This window comes from Priestia sp. KCTC 13724 (assembly GCF_056820425.1).
Map to the genome: position 1 here is coordinate 1 of NZ_JBXDLD010000041.1, position 22,256 is coordinate 22,256.

The window sequence follows — 22,256 nt, forward strand, 5'->3', positions numbered from 1 at the left end:
ACTTTTTTGGCTCTAAACAGGAAAAAACATTAAACTGAAAATTGCGTCAACATTTATGCAACACTAGTGGTAAATCATTTCAAAATAAATATATGCAATAACAAAGTATTTTTAAGTACATATAAGATTAGTTTTATAGCATCCTTTTTAAACAAAGAAGAGTTTGGGACATAACAAAATGATTGCTTCTAAGAGACGAACAATAGCTGTTCCAATCCTTTTGGTTTGTCTCAACACGTTCGTTCCATTGCGCTACGGCCACTCGCTTTCCGCGGGGAGGAACCTGAGCTTCCTCGCTGCGCTGCGGGATCTCACGTTTTCCCTCTCTTTCCCGCAGGAGTCGAGTGTCCTACGCTCCATTCCACCCTGTTTCCAACATTGTTTTCACAATCAACCAAAAAACCTGAACGATTAAAAGTGAGAAACTCTCAATCGTTCAGGTATAGTAAGGACTGAACTACTTATGTCTCAGTCTCTTCTTTTAAAATCAATTTCGCCACGGATTCCACGTGCGTCGTATGCGGAAACATATCAACAGGCTGCACTTCCACCGTTTGATAGCCGCCTTCTTCAAGAATCTTGAGGTCACGCGCCAGCGTTGCCGGACCGCATGATACGTAGACGACTTTCTTTGGCTTCATTTTAAGAATTGTTTTTAATAGTGCTTCGTCACAGCCTTTTCTCGGCGGATCAACGACGATGACATCCGCTTTGATGCCTTGCTTGTACCAGTTAGGAATGACAACTTCAGCTTCTCCCACTTCAAACTCAGCGTTATCAATGTTGTTTAGCTTAGCGTTGCGCTTAGCGTCTTCAATCGCTTCAGGAACGATTTCTACTCCGTATACCTTCTTGGCTTTTTGCGCTAAAAACAGAGAGATTGTCCCAATTCCGCAATATGCATCAATCACCGTTTCTTCTCCTGTTAAATCTGCATACTCAAGCGCTTTGTCATAAAGTACTTTCGTTTGCTCTGGGTTTACCTGATAAAATGACTTGGCTGAAATAGCGAACTTAACGTCACCGATATAGTCATAAATATATTCTTCACCCCAAAGTACGTTTGTTTGATCACCCAGAATAACGTTTGTGCGCTTTGTATTGACGTTTTGAACGATTGATTTCACATTCGGCACGGCTTTAACGATTTCTTCAATGATGTGCTTTTTGTTTGGAAGCTCGCTTGTGCGAGTAACAAGCACAACCATAATTTCTCCCGTCGTTAAGCCGTAGCGAGCCATGATGTGGCGAATGGTTCCTTTGTGTTTTTGCTCATGATAAGCGGGAACATTGTACTTTTCAAGAATGCTTTTAACAACTTGAACAACATCATCGTTTTCTTGCTGTTGAATTAGGCACATGTCCATATCAATGATGTCATGGCTGCGCTGCTGATAGAAACCAGCCACTAAGCCACCGTCTCGATTTGCAACAGGAACCTGCGCTTTGTTACGGTAGCGCCAAGGATCTGTCATACCCATTGTTGGTAGCACCGGCACGTTTGGCAGGTGGCCAATTCTTTCCATTACCCCTTGGACCTGCTTTTGCTTAAACGAAAGCTGACCTTCGTAACTTACGTGCTGAAGCTGACAGCCTCCGCACTGCTTATACACAGGACAGGGAGGTTCTACGCGAGCTTCGCTCACCGTACTGTGATTCATAAGTTTTCCAAACGCATAGCCTTTTTTTACTTTTATTACTTTCACTTGGCCGCTTTCGCCAGGCAGTGCGTTCTGAACAAAGATTGGAAAGCCGTTTACTTTGGCTACGCCTGAACCGTCATGTGTTAAATCTTCAAACGTAACATCTATATAATCATTTTTTTCAACTGGTGGTGTTAACTTTTCCATTTATCGTACATCCTTTGTATTTAAAAATGCTGAACTGATTGTACCACATCGATTCCCTTTACACAAAAGTCGTTTCCATAAAAAAAGATCGCAGTTAGGCGATCTCATTTTTCTCCATTAATTTCGCTGTCTCTTTTGGGACAAAAACTTCTACATGTCGATATAAATTGACAAATTCCCCAGGCAATAATCCGCCGTATTCCCCATCAAGGTTCAGCTGCATCTTATCGTTTGTATGAATCTTAACGCGATTTGCTTTTGTATAAATAATATGGGGGTCATTGATGTGCTCTCCGCGTAGCGCTAATGTAGCAATACGAATAAACTCAGCTAAGTTAGCTTTTTTCAAAATAATTAAATCAAACATTCCATCATCTAAAGAGGAATCTGGCGCTAGCTTCTCAAAGCCTCCAACCGAATTTGTTAAAGATACTAGAAACATCATAATATCTCCGCTAAAAAACTTGCCATCATACTCAATTTCAACCGTGGTTGGCTTAATTGAAGGCAGCATTTCCATTCCTTTTAAGTAGTAAGCAAGCTGACCCAGCATTGTTTTTAACTTACTCGGAACTTCATACGTAAGCTCTGTTAAGCGGCCACCGCCTGCAATATTTACAAAGTGATGCGTCTGTCCTTCGTTGGTAACTGCACCTAGGTCAATCGCTTTTGGTACACCGTTAATGATAACATCAACCGCTCCTTCAATCGTACGAGGAACGTTAATTGCACGAGCAAAGTCATTGGTTGTTCCTACTGGAATAATCCCTAGCTGAGGTCGATAGTCTTGTCCAGCAATGCCGTTAATAACTTCATTAATCGTTCCATCACCGCCAGCAGCAATGACGATATCAAATTTGCGCTCCACTGCTACCTTAGCAGCTTCTGTCGCATCACCAGCACAGGTAGTTGCATGACAAGACGTCTCATAACCAGCTTGCTCTAGCTTTTGAAGTACCTCTGGTAAATTCTTTTTAAAAATTTCACGCCCCGATGTCGGGTTATAAATGATTCTCGCTCTTTTCATTTTCATCATCCTAATAATGATAATTTATCAAAATCCAAACCAATTCAATATCTACATTATATACATCTGCATAATCTCTATTCCAAAATAAGACCCCCTCTTAAAATAGCAGCTACAATTTTACGAGGGGGCAGTCATCACATGATGTAAAGAAATTAACGGTCGCTAATTAGCGCTTTTTAATTTCTTCTAATAAAATTTTGTTAACCATTGGAGGGTTGGCTTGACCTTTTGACGCTTTCATAATTTGCCCTACTAAGAATCCAATTGCACGGTCTTTACCATTTTTGAAATCTTCAATTGATTGAGGATTTGCATCTAACGCATCCGTTACAAACTTGCGTAGCGTTGCATCGTCAGAAATTTGCACAAGGCCTTTTTCTTTTACGATTTTTTCTGCGCTTCCACCATTTTCAATTAACTCTTTGAAGACTTTTTTCGCAATCTTAGATGAAATTGTGCCTTCCTGAATTAACTTAATCATGCCCGCTAAACCTTCTGGAGTTAATGCTACATCAGCTAACTCTTTTTGGTTTGAGTTTAAGTATGCTGATACTTCACCCATTAACCAGTTAGAAGATAACTTCGCGTCTCCGCCAGCTTCAATCGTTGCTTCAAAGAAATCAGACATTTCTTTTGTTAGCGTTAATACCATTGCATCATAAGCAGGTAACCCAAGTTCTTCAACATAACGTTTCTTACGAGCATCTGGAAGCTCTGGAATTGACGCACGGATGCGCTCTTTCCACTCATCATCAATATGAAGTGCTACAAGGTCTGGCTCTGGGAAGTAACGGTAATCATCCGATCCTTCTTTTACACGCATTAAGAGTGTTTCGCCTGTTGATTCATCAAAGCGGCGTGTTTCTTGCTCAATGATTCCACCAGCTAATAATACTTTCTCTTGGCGCTTTTCTTCATGCTCAAGACCTCGACGTACGAAGTTGAAAGAGTTTAAGTTCTTTAACTCTGTTTTTGTACCGAACTTCTCTTGTCCAACTGGACGTAGAGAAATATTGGCATCACAGCGAAGTGAACCTTCCTCCATCTTACAATCAGATACGCCTGTGTATTGGATGATAGATTTTAATTTTTCTAAGTATGCGTAAGCTTCTTCCGGAGAACGCATATCTGCTTCTGATACGATTTCAATTAAAGGCGTACCTTGACGGTTAAAGTCTACTAGAGAGTAACCATCACCTGTATGCGTTAATTTACCCGCATCTTCTTCTAAGTGAAGTCGGTTAATACGAATACGCTTTGTTTCACCGTTTACTTCAACTTCAATCCAACCGTTTTCACCAATTGGTTTATCAAATTGAGAAATTTGATAAGCTTTTGGGTTATCCGGATAGAAATAGTTTTTACGGTCAAACTTTGTATCTGTTGCGATTTCACAGTTTAATGCAAGAGCTGCTTTCATCGCGAAGTTAACCGCTTCTTTATTTAGAACTGGCAGTACGCCAGGATATCCCAAGTCGATAACGCTTGTGTTCGCATTTGGCGCTGCTCCGAACGCGTTTGGACTTGCTGAGAAAATTTTAGATTTTGTCTTAAGTTCAACGTGTACTTCAAGACCGATAATCGTTTCAAAGTTCATCTTCTTCTCACCCCTTACAGTGCTGGTTTCGCTTTGTGATGCTCAGTTGCTTGTTCGAATGCATGAGCGACGCGATAAATTGTGCTTTCATCAAAATGCTTACCGATAATTTGCAATCCTAATGGTAATCCGTTCGCAAGGCCACAAGGTACAGAGATACCTGGTACGCCTGCAAGGTTTACTGGAATTGTTAAAATATCATTTGCATACATTGTTAACGGATCATCTGTCTTTTCACCAATTTTGAACGCTGGTGTTGGCGTTGTAGGACCAATGATAACGTCATAGTTTTCAAATACAGATTCGAAATCTTCCTTAATAAGCGTACGTACTTGCTGTGCTTTTTTATAATAAGCATCATAATAACCTGAGCTTAACGCAAATGTACCAAGCATGATACGGCGCTTCACTTCGTTACCAAAGCCTTCGCTACGCGTTTGCTTGTACATGTCAAGTAAGTTTTCAGCATTATCTGTGCGGTATCCATAACGTACACCGTCAAAGCGAGATAAGTTTGCAGAAGCTTCTGAAGAAGACAGTAAGTAGTATGTTGCTAAGGCATACTTAGAGTGTGGTAATGAAACCTCTTCCCAAGTTGCGCCAAGGCTTTCTAATACTTTTAATGCATCCAGTACAGATTGACGAGCTTCTTCTCCAACACCTTCACCTAGATATTCTTTTGGTACAGCAATTTTAAGGCCTTTAATATCGCCAGTTAAAGCAGATACATAGTCTGGAACATCTACATTTGCAGAAGTTGAATCCATTGGGTCAACGCCTGAAATCGCTTGAAGTAAATACGCATTATCTTCAACTGAGTTTGTGATTGGTCCGATTTGATCTAAAGAAGATGCAAATGCAACAAGACCGTAACGAGACACGCGTCCGTATGTAGGTTTTAATCCAACAACACCACAATAAGCCGCTGGTTGACGGATTGAACCACCCGTATCAGAACCTAGTGAGAATGGTACTTCGCCAGCTGCAACAGCTGCTGCTGAACCACCGCTAGATCCACCCGGTACATAATCTAAATTCCACGGGTTACGAGTTAATTGTAGGCCAGAGTTTTCAGTTGAAGAACCCATTGCGAACTCATCCATATTTAATTTACCAATCGTTACTGCTTCAGCTGATTGTAGCTTTTGAACAACTGTTGCGTCATAGATTGGATCAAAGTTTGCTAGAATTTTACTGGAGCACGTTGTGCGTAAGTCTTTTGTTACGATGTTATCTTTCACACCGATAGGCATACCAAATAACAAACCAAACTCATCTTTCGTTTGTAGCGCTTCGTCTAGTTGTTTTGCGTAAGCACGAGCGTTATCCTCGTTTAGTGCTAGGAAAGCACCCACTTTATCATCTACTGCGTTAATACGCTTATACGATTCTTCTACTAGGTCTTGTACACTTACTTCTTTGCTATGAAGAAGCTTATGTAATTCTGAAAGTTTACGATCAAATAATGACATCGTAAAGCCTCCTTTCTTATTCTAAAATAGTTGGTACGCGGATGTATCCATCTTTATGGTCTGGCGCGTTTTTCATTACATCTTCAACAGGTAATCCTTTTGCTGGCTTGTCCTCACGCATTACGTTTTTCACGTCTAGTACGTGTGAAGTTGGTTTTACGTTTGTAGTATCCAATTCATCTAACTGCTCAGCGTATGTAATGATTGCATCTAATTGCTTCGTAAATAGAGCTGCTTCTTCATCTGTTACAGCTAATCTAGCTAAATGTGCAACATGTTTTACTTGTTCAACAGAAATTCTTGACATGTTCGTTCACCTCCGAATATTCGTCCCACTACAATATACTGATAATACCAAACTTCACTAGCATCAAGCAACATTTCTGAGAGCAGTTCCATAAATATAAAATCTTCCTTTTAAAATGATAGGGGTTACACTCTATATTCCTCTAGAAAAGGGATTTTTCTCCTGGACTTATTTAGAGTTTTTATTCCTTTTCTTCTAAATGAATAGCTCGTTGACATATATATTAGTAACCTCTTCATAAGTTTCTTAATCAGAAGTATAGGGGTAAATAAAAAGGTCGAAAATGAATATGACTGCTAGTAAGGAGTGTGAACATACCATGAATCCATTACTCATTTACTCGACTATTCATAAGCGTCCTGTCTACCAAGAGTGTCAAAACTGGTTTGTGCTAGATGAAGAATTTTCATTTGACTTGCACAGCCTGCAAAAAGAAGTATTCTCATGTCTTAACCGAAAGTTCACAACCCCAGTTGTGTTTTGTGACTCTTGTGAAGCCAATAAGATTGTTTCTGAACTTGGAGAAGAAGAGGCAGAATTCCTTCAATATGCATCCGCCGTTTATTGGAGGGAAGTTGGCATCATTTTTATATTTAATTTTGAGGAGTACTTACCTTTGATTGAAATAATCTTTCATGAATTGCGTCATGTGATGCAAGAAGATATTCCTTTTTTTAAAAAGCAGTTTGAATTTGATAAAAAGTTGCCATATGAAGAGCGAAAAACTGAAAAGGATGCATTTCAATATGCTAAGAGTCACCTGCAAAAATTCATGAAATCTCACCAAGACACACCTTTTTTCTCACAATGAAAAAGCCGCTCAGGTGAGCGGCTTTTAACTTAGTTTTCGTAAATATGCACGGTTGGCGTTTCTTGATCAGGCTTACGGATAATCAGTGCTTCCGGACCGTTTACAGACGTAATGGAAATGCTTGTTTCCATATAGTCTGGGAAATGATCAAGCATTAATCCAGCAACATACTGAGTAAACCCAACAATTTCACCTTTTCCGTAAAATTGAATTGGGATTTCAATGGACATTCTCTGCATCTGACCATCGATATAATGACCTTTCCCTACTACACTTGTAAAGTTCGGGAAGTAATTTTCAATTTGTGCTTTGAATTCATTAAACTTCATTGCATCATCGCGATAGTCTTTATCGGCAGCAGATGACGGGAATAGGTAATACTTTTCATCAACTTTATCCCAGCTGTTCACTGAGTTACGTCCTTTGCCAGCTTGGCCAACGCTAATGAAGTTCCCAGGTGTTAAAGAAGATTTTGGATTTTGCTTAAAGATTGCCACCGTGATTGGCACTTGTTCTAGTCCCTTCTTTTTACGCATACGATCCACGATGGTATTTGCTATCTCTTTGCCGCGCTCTTCAATTTCTTTATCATCCAGCTTAACTTCACGAGCGTATCCATCTTCTTGCGTATAGTAGTGGACAGAGTTCATTGCCAGACCAATAACTACCCCGCCAAGCGCAACTTTACCGTCACCGTCTTGAACTAAGTAGTTTTGCTCCGTAATGTGAGCCAAATACATGGGGCTTCTTTCATTTCGTGCTTTTAAGTCTCCATCACCCGTATCGGCTGGATTGAGACCTTCATTCTTTAATGAATCACGATCATTTTCCTCTGTCTTATCCTTTAGTTCTTTAAACTGCGCGTCTGTTTTCTTACGGCTTAACCATGAACGAATCGTCTCTTTGTCTAGATATTGCCCTTCTTGGAACACATATTTGTCAGGTGAAAAATCATCTTGCGCTAGACGCATTAATCCTGTTTCAAACTCTTGAATATCAAGGCGATTATTCATATTCGCTGCTACAAGGCCTCTCGCTACTCCCGGTTTATAAGGAAGAATTGTCCGGTAATACTCATCTGAAATGCTGTATTTTGGAATAACAGCTTTTTCATTTTTATCATCTGTTTGTTGAACAATCTCTTCCTCTTTCGAAAAATTAGGTGTACATGCTGAGGTTATAAGCATGACCATAAGAGACAGTAAAAATATCTTTTTCAACTATACACACCTCTTATTTGTTTAATTCAATAAGTAACCTCGCTTCGTCCCACACTTCAATGCCAAGCTCATTTGCTTTAGCAAGTTTAGAACCTGCGTCTTCCCCCGCAATGACAAGGTCTGTTTTCTTACTTACACTACCTGTTACTTTTCCGCCTAAAGCTTCAATCTCCGCCTTTGCTTCACTTCTACCTAACTCTTCTAATTTACCAGTTAAAACAATCGTTTTACCAGCAAAAACAGAATCAGACTCTTCTACATTGACTGGTTTTGGGCCTTTATACGTCATGTTAACGCCGGCTTCTTGAAGCTCGCTCAACAGCTCTTGCACTTCTTCTTGTGAAAAGTATGTAACGATTGCACCGGCCATCTTATCACCGATCTCATTAATTGTCACTAACTCATCATACGTTGCTTTTTGCAACTTGTCCATCGTATCAAATTGTTGTGCTAGGGTTTTTGCTGCTTTAGCACCAACGTGACGAATGCCTAGACCAAATAGCAACCTTTCAAGAGAATTCTCTTTAGAAGCTTCAATGGCTTTTAACAGATTATCCGCTGATTTCTCACCCATTCGCTCAAGCTCAATTAGCTGCTCTTTTGTTAGTTCGTAAAGATCCGCTACGTCTTTGATTAACTCTTCTTTAAAGAGTTGAGTAATCACTTTCTCACCAAGACCATCAATATTCATTGCATTGCGAGACACAAAGTGAATGAGCCCTTCACGAATTTGAGCTGGGCAGCTTGGATTAATACAGCGAAGCGCTACTTCTCCTTCCAAGCGAACAAGTTCACTCTCACATTCCGGGCAGTGAGTTGGCATCGTAAACTCTTGTTCCTCACCCGTTCGTTTTTCGGTAATTACATTCACAACTTCCGGAATAATATCGCCCGCTTTCTTAATAACTACTTGGTCACCGATGCGAATGTCTTTTTCACGAATCAAGTCTTCATTGTGTAAAGATGCGCGCTGCACGGTCGTACCGGCAACCTGCACAGGTTCTAAAATGGCCGTCGGCGTAATAACACCTGTACGTCCAACCGTGAGCTCGATATCTTTTAGAGTTGTTACAACTTCTTCTGCAGGAAACTTATAAGCGATTGCCCAACGCGGACTTTTTGCCGTTGTACCAAGCTTACTCTGTTGCTCAAACGAATCGACTTTAATAACAATCCCATCGATATCATAAGCAAGAGATAGGCGTTTTTCCTGCCAGTTTTCAATGTAAGCAAGAACTTCTTCAATGGTAGCACATTTTTGACGCTCTTTATTTGTTTTAAAACCAAGATGGTCTAAAAGGTCTAAGCTTTCACTATGAGCTTCTACTTCCTGCTCACCCGCATCCGTCATTGCATACACAAAAATATCAAGATTTCGCTTTGCTGCAATTTTAGGATCTAACTGACGCAGTGAACCAGCAGCGGCATTACGAGGGTTTGCAAACGGAAGCTCTTCATTTTGAATCTTAGCTTCATTTAATTTTTCAAATGACTTTCTCGGCATGAATGCTTCTCCGCGCACTTCCATTGTCACCGGGTCTTTTACACGAAGAGGAATTGAACGAATTGTTTTCAGATTCTCGGTGATGTCTTCACCAATTGTCCCATCTCCACGCGTAGCTCCACGTACTAGGTAGCCATCCTCGTAAAGTAAAGAGACTGCTAAGCCATCGATTTTCAACTCGCATACATAGGAAAAATCATCTCCTACGACTTGGCGAATACGACGATCAAAATCACGCAAATCCTGCTCATCAAACGCATTGCCTAAGCTGAGCATCGGCGTGCGGTGCTCAACCTTTTGAAAGGCATCAAGCACCTGGCCGCCAACGCGCTGAGTAGGAGAATCTTGCGTTTTCAACTCTGGAAATGCTTCTTCTATTTTAATCAGCTCGTTCATTAAGCGGTCGTATTCCGCATCCGGAACTGTTGGCTGATCTAATACATGATACTCATAGTTATAGCGATTTAAAAGCTCATGCAACTCTTGAATTCTTTGTTTGCTCGTTTCAAGATCCATATCCTTACTCCTTTTTCACACATTATACTTTTGTTACAGGTGCAAATTTAGCCAACAGACGCTTTACTCCCACTGGACTTGGAAACGCAATGTCCAATTCTTTTGAGTCTCCTTCTCCTTTAACGCTAACCACTGTACCGATACCCCATTTTTTATGCTCCGCTTTGTCGCCAACCCTCCAGCCAATTGATTCGCCACCGGTAGACGTGAGCGTTGTTTTTGCAACGGCCGCTTGTCTGCGAGCAGCATATGGTGATGCGCTTCTTCCGCTTGGCTGCATCGGTGATTTCTTCGCTTCATTCAGCGACTCGATTAACTCAGATGGAATTTCGCTAATAAAGCGTGATGCCGGGTTAACATTTGTCTTACCGAATAGTGTGCGCATTTGTGCGTTTAATAAGTAAAGTTCTTGTTCCGCACGCGTAATTCCAACGTATGCTAAGCGACGCTCTTCTTCCATTTCCATATCTTCAAAGAGTGAGCGGCTGTGTGGGAATACGCCTTCTTCCATACCAATTAAGAACACAACCGGGAACTCAAGTCCTTTTGCAGAGTGAAGAGTCATTAAGATAACTTGTTCGTTCTCATCTTCCTCTTCATCAAGCTGGTCGATATCAGCCACAAGCGCCAAGTCCGTTAAGAACGCGACTAAGCTTTTATCTTCGCTTGCTTCTTCAAAGGTTTTCGTAACAGATAAAAACTCATCAATGTTCTCTAAGCGACTTTGAGCTTCTATTGTTTTTTCCGTTTTGAGTGACTCTCGATAGCCCGTTCGCTCAAGTACTTCTTCCACAAGCTCTGTTACAGACATATAGTCTTGCATTTGAGCTAAGTTATCAATCATTGCTTGGAAATCTCGAAGCGTATTCGTTGCTTTGCCGGTTACCCCAATTAGCTCTACTTCATCAAGTGCTTTAAAGATTGAAATATCATGGGTTAGTGCATAGTTTGCTACTTTATCAACAGACGTTGCTCCTACGCCTCTCTTTGGTACATTCACAATGCGCGTTAAGCTAATATCATCATCTTGGTTTGCGATTAAGCGTAAGTACGCCAAAATATCTTTAATCTCTTTACGGTCGTAGAACTTAATCCCACCGACGATTGTATAGTTAATATTCGATTTTAATAATACTTCCTCCATCACACGCGACTGAGCGTTCGTGCGATATAGAATGGCAAAATCGCTATATTTGCGTTTACCAGCATCTACGGCTTCTTTAATTTTACGCGCTACAAATTGAGCCTCATCATGCTCGCTCATTGCCTGATAGCGATAAAGCTTTTGGCCATCCACGTTTTCTGTCCATAAATTTTTCGCTTTTCGGTTCATGTTGTTGGCAATAACTTCGTTCGCTGCTGCTAAAATATTTTTTGTTGAACGATAGTTTTGCTCTAATAAAATAACCGATGCCTTTGGATAGTCCTTTTCAAAAGAAAGAATGTTGGTAATATCCGCGCCGCGCCAGCGATAGATAGACTGATCTGAATCACCGACTACGCACACATTTTCAAAGCGCGCCGCTAGCAATCGAACAAGCATATACTGCGCATGGTTTGTATCTTGATACTCATCAACGTGAATATATTGAAACTTACGCTGATAGTAAGTGAGTACTTCTGGCACACGCTTAAAGAGCTGAATCGTCGTCATAATTAAGTCATCAAAGTCCAGCGCTTGATTTTTCTTAAGGCGCTTTTCATACTTTGTATACACCGTGCTCACGACTTCCTCGTAAGGACCCGCAGCTGTTTTTGCAAAGTCATCCGCTGTTTTCAACTCATTCTTTGCAGAACTGATGCTTCCTAGCAATGATCGTGGATCGAATTTTTTCGGATCTAGGTTTTCTTCTTTTAAGACGTTTTTAATAACCGATAACTGGTCTGTTGAATCGAGAATAGTAAAGTTTCGATTATAACCAATTCTGTCAATGTCTCGGCGTAGGATACGCACACACATGGAGTGGAACGTCGAAATCCAAATATCTTCTGCTACTCCACCAACGATTGCACTAACACGCTCTCTCATCTCACGAGCCGCTTTGTTTGTAAACGTAATCGCAAGGATATTCCAAGGCGCCACTTCTTTTTCAGCCATTAGATACGCGATGCGATGCGTGAGCACACGCGTCTTTCCGCTTCCTGCGCCGGCCATGATTAACAGCGGACCATCTGTTGTTTTTACCGCTTCTTTTTGCTCTGGGTTTAATCCCGTTAATAACTTTTCACTTAGAAAATTCATCATTTCACCGCCTAATCAAACATATGTTCTATTTTACTTTACTTTATTTTTCGTTCGCAACATTCTTTTTCACTGCATCTACTGTTTTTAACGCTGTTGATAAATCATCATAGATGACGTTCCCAACAACTACCGTATCTGCTATTTTCCCCATTTCAGTAGCCTGCTCTTTCGTTCTAATACCGCCACCGTAGAAAAGCTTTGTATTAGTTAACGACTTTTTTACCTTTTCAACAATATCAGGATTCCCGTACGTACCGCTATACTCTAAGTAAAAGATTGGTAAATTAAACATTCTTTCTGCCATTTGCGCGTACGCTACAATATCATCAGCGTCTAGGTCTGTTTTCGCACTCGTTAAAGTTGCTACTTTGGCTTCTGAATTTAGCACGCAATATCCTTCTACAAAGATTTCATCCCAATCCATAATTTCTCCATACTCTTTCATTGCGTGATGGTGTAAACCAGAGATCCACTTTGGGTCACTGCTGTTCAATACGGTTGGAATAAAGTAAGAGTCAAAGCCAGGAGTAACTGATTCAATTGTCGATACTTCTAAAGCACACGGCACCGTATAGCGACGAATACGCATTAAAAGCTGCAGCACGTTATCTAACGTAATGCCGTCTGACCCACCTACTATTACCGCGTCTGTACCGGACTCGCATACTTTTTCTAATGCTTCATCTGAAATTTCTTTATTTGGATCTAATTTAAATACGTGTCTCCATTCTTTTACGTCGTACATTGTATGAACCTCCATCTATTTATCCCGCAGCTCTTCACTATGCATTAACTTAACGGACTACTTTCCATTTGTTCATTATAACAAAACTAAGATTGGGAAACGAAACGAAAACTAATCTTTTTTGTCCACATTAATCAAAGCGAAAAAAGCATTTTGTTATAACGGTTATTGTATCCCTGCATAGGATATGCTAATATATAGCTACAAAATTGTATAGCCATACTTTGAAGGATTAATAGTACTTAAACCCTCTGCAGTAGAATAGCGATTTAGGGATAGTGAAAGCCTAAAGCAAGATTTAAGGAAAAGGCAATCTGGAGTATATACATGTTTAAGGTGGATACAGTACGTATCAACCAGGGTGGAACCGCGGGAAAATCTCTCGTCCCTGGGCATATGCAAGCATATGCCCAGGGACGAGAGATTTTTTTTATTACATCATTTATTATTGGAGGAATTATTATGAAAAAATCAATGGATCAAATTGTATCTCACGCGAAGCATCGCGGCTTTGTTTTTCAAGGCTCTGAGATTTACGGCGGCTTAGCAAACACTTGGGATTACGGTCCACTTGGCGTAGAACTTAAAAATAATATCAAAAAAGCTTGGTGGAAGAAATTCATTCAGCAGTCTCCTTACAACGTAGGGTTAGATGCTGCTATTTTAATGAATCCAAAAACATGGGAAGCTTCTGGTCACTTAGGAAACTTCAACGATCCAATGATTGACTGTAAAGATTGTAAAGCGCGCCATCGTGCTGATAAATTAATTGAAGAAAAGCTTCAAGAAAAAGATATTGAAATGATTGTAGACGGTCTTTCTTTTGATGAAATGAAAAAGTTAATTGCAGAGCATGAAATCACTTGCCCAGAGTGTGGTTCCGCAAACTTCACAGAAATTCGTCAATTTAACCTAATGTTTAAAACACACCAAGGGGTAACAGAAAGCTCTACAAACGAAATCTACCTTCGTCCTGAAACAGCTCAAGGTATCTTTGTAAACTTTAAAAACGTTCAGCGCTCTATGCGTAAGAAACTTCCTTTTGGCATTGGACAAATTGGTAAAAGTTTCCGTAACGAAATTACGCCAGGTAACTTTACGTTCCGTACGCGTGAATTTGAACAAATGGAGCTTGAGTTCTTCTGTAAACCAGGAACTGAACTAGAATGGTTCGATTACTGGAAGAAAACATGTGAACAGTGGCTATTATCTCTAGGTATGAAAGAAGAGAACATTCGACTTCATGACCATGATTCAGATGAACTATCTCACTACAGTAACGCAACGACTGACTTTGAATACAAATTCCCATTTGGCTGGGGCGAACTATGGGGCGTAGCATCTCGTACAGACTATGATTTAAAACAACATATGGAGCACTCAGGTGAAGACTTCCAATACGTAGATCAAGAAACAAACGAGCGTTACGTACCATACTGCATCGAGCCTTCTTTAGGCGCAGACCGCGTAACGTTAGCGTACATGATTGATGCATATGAAGAAGAGGAACTAGAAGACGGTTCATCTCGTACAGTAATGCGTCTACACCCTGCTTTAGCACCGGTAAAAGCTGCGGTATTACCGCTTTCCAAAAAGCTTTCAACTGAAGCTCAAGCCGTATTTGCTGAATTAGCAAGCGACTTTATGGTTGACTACGATGACGCAGGTTCAATTGGTAAACGTTACCGTCGTCATGATGAGATTGGTACACCATTCTGTATCACATTTGACTTTGATTCATTAGAAGATAACCAAGTAACGGTTCGTGACCGCGACACAATGGAACAAAAACGTGTGCCAATTAGCGAGCTAAAATCCCTTCTAGAAGAAGCTGTTAAATTTTGATAAAGAAAAAGCGTGAGACGAATGTCTCACGCTTTTTCTTTATCATCTTGCAGGCGCTCTAATACCATTTGATACGCATCGCTACCATAGTTTAAGCAGCGTTTCACGCGTGAAATTGTTGCCGTACTTGCACCTGTTTCCGTTTCAATCTTATGGTACGTATTTCCTTCACGAAGCATACGTGCTACTTCTAAGCGCTGTGCTAATGATTGAATTTCATTAACCGTACACAAATCATCAAAGAATTGATAGCACTCTTCTATATTTTCTAAAGATAAAATTGCTTCGAATAATTGATCTAATTCTTTGCCGCGAAGTTTGTTAATTTGCATGTGCTGAAAACTCCTTTACACTAAACTTTCTATTCATTATCATTTATTCATGTTGTGTTTCATAAACAAAATTCCTGTCTTTTAAACGCTCTATTACAAAATGCTTTTACACTTTTATATTTTAACGCATTATTGACGGAAAAAGTACCTTTTTATTCATTACGTCATAAATTCCTGCCGGTGTCACTCGAATATAAGGTAAATGAGTAGATGAGAAAAAAAGAAGTGAATAGATTGGGTCTTCATGCTGATAGCCTCTTACTCTTAGCTCTTGTTTTAAATGCTCTTCTTGCGTCATTAAGACTTCCATTTTTGCAGTTGACATGCTTCCATTTAGAGTAAGCGGAAGCTCTGCAACGATTTTTTCACCCTCTGCAAGAGCAATGCCTCCACCCATTTCTTTCATTTTATGATAGGCGTATAGCATATCCTTTTTCGATTTTCCAATAAGAATAAAATCTCCCGTACTAGAAAACGAACTTGCTAATCCTTTAACATGCGTCGCAAAACCTTTCAACAGCGTGTTAATTCGCCATTTACCGTAGCGATCAATGAGCATGAAGAAACATTCATCATGGTTTGTATCTAAGCACTCATCCCCTACATTTAGTTGAATTGAGTAAGGCTCCATAATAACTGCGTTTTTCATATAAACACCCATAGGCATTGAAAATTGAAAGTCATCCATCTTAAGATTCCAGTTACAATCAAGCGGTTGAAATTGATACGAAGCCCAAGGGAAATATGTTTCGTTTTCTTTCTGTTCTTCTCCATTCTTTAAAACCCATTTTCCGCTTGCGAGAACGCTTACTGGTGTTGGACTTTCAGGGCCAGCGAGTAGATTAAGATTAGCTATACATCCAACGCCAATATGACCATGTAAGTGTTCAATATTATAATACCGTGCAATATTCGTAGAAACCATTTTATAGGCATCAATGATTGGCACGTGATGTTCAAGTGCTACCTTCACTAGCATATCTGAAACTCCGTCTGTATAAAAAGATGGTGGGGAACCATCCGTATTCATAGTCAAATGTTCATAATAACTGAGGTCTTCTTCATGTAGTTCATCCAAAATTTTCGGAAGGTCGGGACGAATGGAAGAATAGCGTAGCGATACATCGTACCCTAATGACAGCCTTGAAAGAACATCTTTTCCACTCATAGCCTCGTGATCCGCATCTGCTCCAAGCAATTTCATCTTAACAAGCGTTCGTTCTGAAGCTCCTGGGAAATGTCCTTCAATATGCTTTCCTAGCCGCTTTGCTTCCTGGATCCAATGAAGCATAAGATCATCTCCATTTAGCAAACGAGGCCAGCTCGTAAGCTCTCCTCCTTGTAGGACTGCATCATGATTTAACCACTTTTTAATATGGGCGTGAGAGAAAATCTCTGCTTCGTTTTCAAATTTCGTTTGAGAATCAAAGCGACACCACCAGTACATCGAATATGGTAGCGTTTTCATTTCTTCGATTAATGAAAATGCTGTTTCTGTATCTACTTGCAGCATAAGCATTAAGTTATCGTTGATTAATGTGGTTGTGCCGTGCTTAGCCGCATACTGTGCAAAAGTATGGGGATTATATAATTGAAACGGATGCACATGAGGTTCAATATAGCCGGGCACAATGTACTGGTCGCGACAGTCAAACACTTCCGCAGATGAATCCAGCACAGCTGGCATTGCTTCACCAACGTACACAATGCGGTCGTTAACAATCCAAATGTTAGCTTTCATCCATTTATTTAAACGAGCATTTAAGTAGGTCGTTCCTTTTAATACAATCGTCGGGGATGTTTGATCACTCACAACTGAAAGCTGATTTCGAATTTGTCTATTTCTCCAACGATACATTCCTATCGACATGCGCTGTGCCTCCTTTTGGTTATACTGAATAGATTCCATTTACAAAATAACTTTTATTAATTTATGAGAAAAGGTGATGAAACATGAGACCAAATATTGGAATCATTAATGCTTTAATTCGACTTACGGTTGGCTTTACCCTGCTTTCTTTGGCAACCTCTCGTTTAACAAGACGCCCTTACCGGGATTCTTATTTATGGTTAGCTTTTTTGGCAGCAATGAAAATTGGTGAAGGAATTACGCGCTTTTGCCCTTTAGTATTTGCTTATGACAAATACCAAGAAGACCAACATGACTACACAGAGCGCCCACCGATTAACCCAAGTTAAAATGACCTAAATAAAAAGAAGAGCGAATGCTCTTCTTTTAGTTCTTTGATGTTTTTTCAAGGGCACGATATCCAATATCTTTTCGATAGAAGAAACCTTTTGCTACATCAATATGATTCATTTGTTTGTATACTTCTTCTTGTGCTTGTGAAAGTGTATCTCCTTTAGCTCCTACTAAAAGAACACGGCCTCCATTTGATACGTATGTTTGGCCATCTAAAGCTGTTCCAGCATGGAAAACAAGCGCTTCTTTGTTGATCTTTTCTAAGCCGTAAATTGGATTTCCTTTTTCATAAGATTCAGGATAACCAGCAGCTGCTAACACAATCCCCATAACGGCTTGATTATCCCACTCAATTTCAACGTCTTCATTGTTTAAAATGCGAAGTAAAACATCAACTAAATCGCTTTTCATTCGCGGTAATACAACCTGTGTTTCAGGGTCACCAAATCGAGCATTAAATTCAATAACCTTTGGACCTTGCGCTGTTTGAATGAGTCCAGCATATAAAATACCCGTATACTCACAGCCTTCTTCAGCTAACCCTTCTGCCATTGGTAATAAAATTGTTTGAACCGCTTTTTCTACTTCAGCCTCACTGATTTGAGGAACCGGAGAATAAGCACCCATTCCACCAGTATTCGGGCCTTTATCCCCGTCAAACGCACGCTTATGATCTTGTGCAATGACCATTGGATATACCTTTGTACCACGTACGAATGCCATTAATGAAAATTCTTCACCGTCTAAAAATTCCTCAACTACAACAGTGGCGCTAGCTTCCTGGAACTTTTGATCAACCAAGAAGTCATGAAGTGTTTCTACAGCTTCTTCAACAGTTAAAGCGACAGTTACTCCCTTACCAGCAGCTAAGCCATCTGCTTTAATAACAATGGGTGCACCTTGTTTTTCTACATACGCTTTTGCCTCTTCGTAAGACGTAAATGTTTCATATGCAGCGGTAGGAATCTCATACTTTTTCATTAATTCTTTCGCAAAGCTTTTGCTTCCTTCAATCATAGCTGCTTTTTTACGAGGCCCAAAAATCGGCAGACCCTCAGCCTCGAAGCGATCTACAACCCCTTCAATTAGAGGATTTTCAGGGCCTACAATTGTTAGTTTGATATCTCTTTGTTTTGCAAAAGCCACTAGCTCATCATGATTGCTTTCATCGATTGAGACAAGCGTTGCCACGTTACTCATACCTGGATTACCGGGAGCTACAAATACTTCATTTACAAGTGGGCTTTTGGACGCTTTCCATGCAATTGTATGTTCTCTTCCACCTTTTCCGATAACTAAAACATTCACGTTCTTCACCTCATTAATGTTTAAAATGTCTTAAGCCTGTAAATACCATTGTAATGCCGTACTCATCTGCTTTTGCAATCGACTCTTCATCACGAATTGAACCACCTGGTTGAATAATTGCTGTAACACCAGCTTTAGCTGCTGCTTCAACTGTATCTCCCATTGGGAAGAAAGCATCTGATCCTAAAGCTGATCCTTGTGCTTTTTCACCCGCTTGCTCAATCGCAATTTTCGCTGCCCCAACGCGGTTCATTTGCCCAGCGCCTACTCCGACTGTCATATCGTCTTTTGCAAGTACAATCGCATTTGACTTTACATTTTTCACAACTTTCCATGCTAATTTCAAATCTGCCCATTCTTTTTCTGTTGGCTCACGCTTTGTTGGAACAGAAACCGTAGCATCGTCAAAACCAAATACATCTTCGTCCTGAACAAGCACGCCGCCTTTTACAGATGTTAAGAAGGATTCTTTTTGTGCATTTTCATCAAGCTCTACTGTTAGTAGACGTAAATTTTTCTTCGCTGTTAATACATCAATTGCTTCCTGATCAAATGAAGGAGCAATAATGATTTCTAAGAAGATTTCTTTTAATTGAATAGCTGTTTCGCGATCAATTGGACGGTTTGCTGCTACAATACCACCGAATATTGATGTTGGATCTGCTTCGTAAGCTTTTTGATAAGCTTGAGCAATCGTTTCACCCACACCTACTCCACATGGGTTCATATGTTTGATGGCCACAACAGCTGGCTCCGAAAATTCTTTTACAATCTGAAGTGCTGCGTTCGCATCATTAATATTATTATAAGATAACTCTTTTCCATGCAACTGCGTAGCCGTTGCAATTGAACCTTTTTGCGTTAATGGTTTTTTATAGAAAGCCGCTTCCTGATGTGGATTTTCTCCGTAGCGTAATCCTTGAACACGCTCATACGTTACTGTTAGCTTTTCAGGCGTCTTTTCACCCGTAATATTTGTTAGGTATTCAGCAATTAACGCATCATAAGCTGCCGTATGACGGAATACTTTCGCTGCTAGGCGCTGGTTTGTTTCAAACGAAACGTTTCCATTTGATTTTAATTCTTCTACTACGGTCGCATAGTCAGTTGGATCGACAACAACTGATACCGAACGATAGTTTTTAGCAGCTGAACGAAGCATTGTTGGTCCACCAATATCAATGTTTTCAATTGCTTCAGCAAGCGTTACATCGTCTTTTTCAATTGTCTTTTTAAACGGGTATAAGTTTACAACTACAAAGTCGATTGGTGAGATATTGTGCTCTTTCATTTGTGCCTGGTGCTCTTCGTTATCGCGTAACGCTAATAAAGCGCCATGAACATTGGGATGTAGCGTTTTTAAACGGCCATCTAAAATCTCAGGAAAACCTGTTACTTCAGAGATACCAATTACATCAATGCCGTTTTCTTCTAGCGTACGCTTTGTACCGCCAGTCGAAATAATTTCCACTCCTAATTCCTTCAGTTCTTTAGCAAATGAAACAATACCTTCTTTGTCAGATACGCTAATAAGCGCGCGTTTTGCTGTCATTTTGTAAACTCCTCCTGATTCGATCTCTCTTTTTATAACTCCCTTACACTATCACTCTACCATAGTAAAGCATTAAAACTTTTTTGACAACCCAGTCTATTATTTAACCACAAGCTGTTGAAACAGCTTGTTGAGTACTTGAGGATAAAACGTATGCTCAATCTCATGGATACGAGCTTCAACAGTCTCTCTTGTGTCTTCCTCATTTACACGAATTGCTTGCTGGTCAATAATCGGCCCCGTATCCATTCCTTCGTCTACAAAATGTACGGTAATACCAATAACCTTTACACCAGCATCAAATGCTTGCCCAATGGCATCCATGCCTGGGAACGCTGGTAATAATGAGGGATGAATATTAACAATTCGATTTTTATATGGTTGAAGTAATGTTGGACCAACTAAGCGCATGTAACCTGCTAATACTAGAAAATCTATGCTATTAGCCTGTAATTCGTTTAGAATTGCTTGTTCATAAGCTGCTTTATCAGGAAAGTCTTTAGGTGAGCAAACAAAGCACGGAATACCACATGCTTTTGCTCGCTCGATTACATACGCTTCTGGCTTATTACAAACCACAAGCTTAATCGTCGCCTTTAATTGACCCGATTGCGTTGCTTCGTATAGAGATTGAAAGTTGCTGCCGTTTCCTGAAGCAAAGACTGCAATATTCATCATCCAAGCACGCCTCCACTAAACTCTACCCCATTGCCTTCTGTCACGCGTCCAATCACAAACGCTTTTTCCCCTTTGCTTTCAATCGCATTGATGACCGCGTTCATTTCTTCTGGCTCTACCGCTAATACAAACCCAATTCCCATATTAAAAACTTCAAACATTTCTTTACGCTCTAAGCCACCATACTCTTGAAGGAAATCAAAGATTTTTGGAATTGGCCAAGAACCGTAGTCAATTTCTACTCCTAAACCATCTGGAAGCATGCGAGGAATGTTTTCAATAAACCCTCCGCCTGTAATATGGGCCATGCCTGCTACTTTTGCTGCTTCTAACGCTTGAAGCACAGGCTTTACATAAATTTTAGTTGGTGTTAAAAGCTCAAGGCCAAGAGCTTGATCAAATCCTTCATATACCTTTTGAAGATCCAGCTTTTGATCATCAACGATTTTCCGAACCAGTGAATAGCCATTGCTATGAATACCGCTTGATGAAATACCTACTAGTAGCTGTCCTGGCTTTACGTTCTCTCCAGTAATAATTTCCGATTTCTCAACCGCTCCAACTGTAAATCCAGCTAAGTCATATTCATCTTCCTCATATAACCCAGGCATTTCCGCTGTTTCACCGCCAATTAATGCACAATTTGACTGCTCGCATCCATCCGCAATTCCTTTTACAATTGCTTCGATTTTTTCAGGGACTGCTTTCCCACATGCAATATAATCCAGGAAATAAAGAGGCTCTGCACCTTGTACAACCACATCGTTTACACACATCGCTACAGCATCAATCCCGATAGTGTCGTGCTTATCCATTTGAAAAGCTAATTTTAATTTTGTACCAACACCGTCTGTTCCTGATACTAAAACAGGCTCTTTTAAGTTTAAGGAAGATAGATCAAACATTCCTCCAAATCCACCCACTGTGCCCATAATACCTTTACGCTCTGTTCGTGCAACGTGCTTTTTAATACGTGAAACGGCCTCGTAGCCTGCTTCTAAGTCAACTCCAGCTTGCTTATATGAATATGACATATTGTCA

The 22,256-nt window shown here is 40.2% G+C and carries 19 protein-coding genes; 3 read left to right on the plus strand and 16 right to left on the minus strand.

The annotated features are described in order from the left end of the window. Positions 1-133: 133 nt before the first annotated feature. The 6 genes from AC1UFB_RS06435 to gatC form a co-directional block, all read right to left on the minus strand. The gene (locus AC1UFB_RS06435) at positions 134-262 is read right to left on the minus strand and encodes a hypothetical protein (protein ID WP_258954130.1); all 129 of its coding nucleotides are present in this window, start codon (positions 260-262) and stop codon (positions 134-136) included. 199 nt (positions 263-461) lie between these two features. Further along, on the minus strand, positions 462-1,850 hold the full coding sequence (gene rlmD / locus AC1UFB_RS06440) for a 23S rRNA (uracil(1939)-C(5))-methyltransferase RlmD (RefSeq protein ID WP_163071021.1): 1,389 nt from the start codon (positions 1,848-1,850) through the stop codon (positions 462-464). A gap of 94 nt (positions 1,851-1,944) precedes the next feature. Further along, the gene (locus AC1UFB_RS06445; protein ID WP_025910459.1) at positions 1,945-2,877 is read right to left on the minus strand and encodes a diacylglycerol kinase; all 933 of its coding nucleotides are present in this window, start codon (positions 2,875-2,877) and stop codon (positions 1,945-1,947) included. Between the two features lie 169 nt (positions 2,878-3,046). Continuing rightward, the gene (gene gatB, locus AC1UFB_RS06450) at positions 3,047-4,477 is read right to left on the minus strand and encodes an Asp-tRNA(Asn)/Glu-tRNA(Gln) amidotransferase subunit GatB (protein WP_025910460.1); all 1,431 of its coding nucleotides are present in this window, start codon (positions 4,475-4,477) and stop codon (positions 3,047-3,049) included. A 14-nt stretch (positions 4,478-4,491) separates the two neighbouring features. Further along, complete coding sequence (gene gatA / locus AC1UFB_RS06455; protein ID WP_328101315.1) at positions 4,492-5,949, minus strand: Asp-tRNA(Asn)/Glu-tRNA(Gln) amidotransferase subunit GatA; 1,458 nt, start codon at positions 5,947-5,949, stop codon at positions 4,492-4,494. 16 nt (positions 5,950-5,965) lie between these two features. Further along, positions 5,966-6,256 carry an Asp-tRNA(Asn)/Glu-tRNA(Gln) amidotransferase subunit GatC gene (gene gatC, locus AC1UFB_RS06460; RefSeq protein ID WP_328101317.1) on the minus strand — a complete coding sequence of 97 codons (291 nt, stop codon included), beginning with the start codon at positions 6,254-6,256 and terminating at the stop codon, positions 5,966-5,968. A gap of 319 nt (positions 6,257-6,575) precedes the next feature. On the opposite strand from gatC, the gene AC1UFB_RS06465 reads away from it, so the two are divergent. Beyond that, complete coding sequence (locus AC1UFB_RS06465; protein ID WP_025910463.1) at positions 6,576-7,067, plus strand: DUF3920 family protein; 492 nt, start codon at positions 6,576-6,578, stop codon at positions 7,065-7,067. 29 nt (positions 7,068-7,096) lie between these two features. On the opposite strand, the gene AC1UFB_RS06470 is transcribed toward AC1UFB_RS06465, so the two are convergent. From AC1UFB_RS06470 to pcrB, 4 genes are read right to left on the minus strand one after another with little or no spacing between them, the layout of a single operon-like run. Next, positions 7,097-8,287, minus strand: coding sequence for a CamS family sex pheromone protein (locus AC1UFB_RS06470; RefSeq protein WP_328101319.1), 1,191 nt, complete (start codon positions 8,285-8,287; stop codon positions 7,097-7,099). Between the two features lie 13 nt (positions 8,288-8,300). Next, positions 8,301-10,307, minus strand: coding sequence for an NAD-dependent DNA ligase LigA (gene ligA / locus AC1UFB_RS06475; RefSeq protein ID WP_328101321.1), 2,007 nt, complete (start codon positions 10,305-10,307; stop codon positions 8,301-8,303). A 22-nt stretch (positions 10,308-10,329) separates the two neighbouring features. Further along, on the minus strand, positions 10,330-12,549 hold the full coding sequence (pcrA, locus tag AC1UFB_RS06480) for a DNA helicase PcrA (RefSeq protein ID WP_138117606.1): 2,220 nt from the start codon (positions 12,547-12,549) through the stop codon (positions 10,330-10,332). A gap of 43 nt (positions 12,550-12,592) precedes the next feature. Further along, a complete protein-coding gene (gene pcrB, locus AC1UFB_RS06485) occupies positions 12,593-13,297 on the minus strand; it encodes a heptaprenylglyceryl phosphate synthase (RefSeq protein ID WP_062687146.1) in 705 nt (234 codons plus the stop codon). Between the two features lie 462 nt (positions 13,298-13,759). Between pcrB and AC1UFB_RS06490 the strand changes: the two genes are divergently transcribed. Further along, positions 13,760-15,142 carry a glycine--tRNA ligase gene (locus AC1UFB_RS06490; protein ID WP_482588814.1) on the plus strand — a complete coding sequence of 461 codons (1,383 nt, stop codon included), beginning with the start codon at positions 13,760-13,762 and terminating at the stop codon, positions 15,140-15,142. Between the two features lie 26 nt (positions 15,143-15,168). Here the strand turns inward: AC1UFB_RS06490 and AC1UFB_RS06495 are convergent, their stop codons facing one another. Then, complete coding sequence (locus tag AC1UFB_RS06495; RefSeq protein ID WP_025909065.1) at positions 15,169-15,474, minus strand: YerC/YecD family TrpR-related protein; 306 nt, start codon at positions 15,472-15,474, stop codon at positions 15,169-15,171. Between the two features lie 121 nt (positions 15,475-15,595). Then, entirely contained in the window at positions 15,596-17,344 is a 1,749-nt protein-coding gene (locus AC1UFB_RS06500) for an adenine deaminase C-terminal domain-containing protein (protein WP_078990462.1), read from the minus strand. Between the two features lie 83 nt (positions 17,345-17,427). On the opposite strand from AC1UFB_RS06500, the gene AC1UFB_RS06505 reads away from it, so the two are divergent. Next, complete coding sequence (locus AC1UFB_RS06505; protein ID WP_025909067.1) at positions 17,428-17,673, plus strand: YgaP family membrane protein; 246 nt, start codon at positions 17,428-17,430, stop codon at positions 17,671-17,673. 37 nt (positions 17,674-17,710) lie between these two features. Here the strand turns inward: AC1UFB_RS06505 and purD are convergent, their stop codons facing one another. From purD to purM, 4 genes are all read right to left on the minus strand, one after another. Next, positions 17,711-18,985: a phosphoribosylamine--glycine ligase gene (purD, locus tag AC1UFB_RS06510; RefSeq protein ID WP_482588808.1), complete on the minus strand. Its 1,275-nt coding sequence runs from the start codon at positions 18,983-18,985 to the stop codon at positions 17,711-17,713. A gap of 13 nt (positions 18,986-18,998) precedes the next feature. Then, positions 18,999-20,537 carry a bifunctional phosphoribosylaminoimidazolecarboxamide formyltransferase/IMP cyclohydrolase gene (gene purH / locus AC1UFB_RS06515; RefSeq protein WP_025909069.1) on the minus strand — a complete coding sequence of 513 codons (1,539 nt, stop codon included), beginning with the start codon at positions 20,535-20,537 and terminating at the stop codon, positions 18,999-19,001. A 99-nt stretch (positions 20,538-20,636) separates the two neighbouring features. Next, positions 20,637-21,215 (minus strand): phosphoribosylglycinamide formyltransferase, encoded by a 579-nt coding sequence (gene purN / locus AC1UFB_RS06520; protein ID WP_025909070.1) that lies wholly within the window; start codon positions 21,213-21,215, stop codon positions 20,637-20,639. Continuing rightward, positions 21,212-22,249, minus strand: coding sequence for a phosphoribosylformylglycinamidine cyclo-ligase (gene purM / locus AC1UFB_RS06525; protein ID WP_025909071.1), 1,038 nt, complete (start codon positions 22,247-22,249; stop codon positions 21,212-21,214). The genes purN and purM overlap by 4 nt, the downstream gene beginning before the upstream one ends. Positions 22,250-22,256 lie beyond the last annotated feature (7 nt).

Coding starts and splice junctions, on each gene's coding strand:
- gatB (WP_025910460.1), bottom strand. CDS start 4,477: ATGAACTTTGAAACGATTATCGGTCTTGAAGTACACGTTGAACTTAAG.
- AC1UFB_RS06465 (WP_025910463.1), top strand. CDS start 6,576: ATGAATCCATTACTCATTTACTCGACTATTCATAAGCGTCCTGTCTAC.
- AC1UFB_RS06500 (WP_078990462.1), bottom strand. CDS start 17,344: ATGTCGATAGGAATGTATCGTTGGAGAAATAGACAAATTCGAAATCAG.
- AC1UFB_RS06505 (WP_025909067.1), top strand. CDS start 17,428: ATGAGACCAAATATTGGAATCATTAATGCTTTAATTCGACTTACGGTT.
- AC1UFB_RS06445 (WP_025910459.1), bottom strand. CDS start 2,877: ATGAAAAGAGCGAGAATCATTTATAACCCGACATCGGGGCGTGAAATT.
- AC1UFB_RS06495 (WP_025909065.1), bottom strand. CDS start 15,474: ATGCAAATTAACAAACTTCGCGGCAAAGAATTAGATCAATTATTCGAA.
- pcrB (WP_062687146.1), bottom strand. CDS start 13,297: ATGTACGACGTAAAAGAATGGAGACACGTATTTAAATTAGATCCAAAT.
- ligA (WP_328101321.1), bottom strand. CDS start 10,307: ATGGATCTTGAAACGAGCAAACAAAGAATTCAAGAGTTGCATGAGCTT.
- purH (WP_025909069.1), bottom strand. CDS start 20,537: ATGACAGCAAAACGCGCGCTTATTAGCGTATCTGACAAAGAAGGTATT.
- gatA (WP_328101315.1), bottom strand. CDS start 5,949: ATGTCATTATTTGATCGTAAACTTTCAGAATTACATAAGCTTCTTCAT.
- pcrA (WP_138117606.1), bottom strand. CDS start 12,549: ATGAATTTTCTAAGTGAAAAGTTATTAACGGGATTAAACCCAGAGCAA.
- purN (WP_025909070.1), bottom strand. CDS start 21,215: ATGATGAATATTGCAGTCTTTGCTTCAGGAAACGGCAGCAACTTTCAA.
- gatC (WP_328101317.1), bottom strand. CDS start 6,256: ATGTCAAGAATTTCTGTTGAACAAGTAAAACATGTTGCACATTTAGCT.
- AC1UFB_RS06490 (WP_482588814.1), top strand. CDS start 13,760: ATGAAAAAATCAATGGATCAAATTGTATCTCACGCGAAGCATCGCGGC.
- purM (WP_025909071.1), bottom strand. CDS start 22,249: ATGTCATATTCATATAAGCAAGCTGGAGTTGACTTAGAAGCAGGCTAC.
- rlmD (WP_163071021.1), bottom strand. CDS start 1,850: ATGGAAAAGTTAACACCACCAGTTGAAAAAAATGATTATATAGATGTT.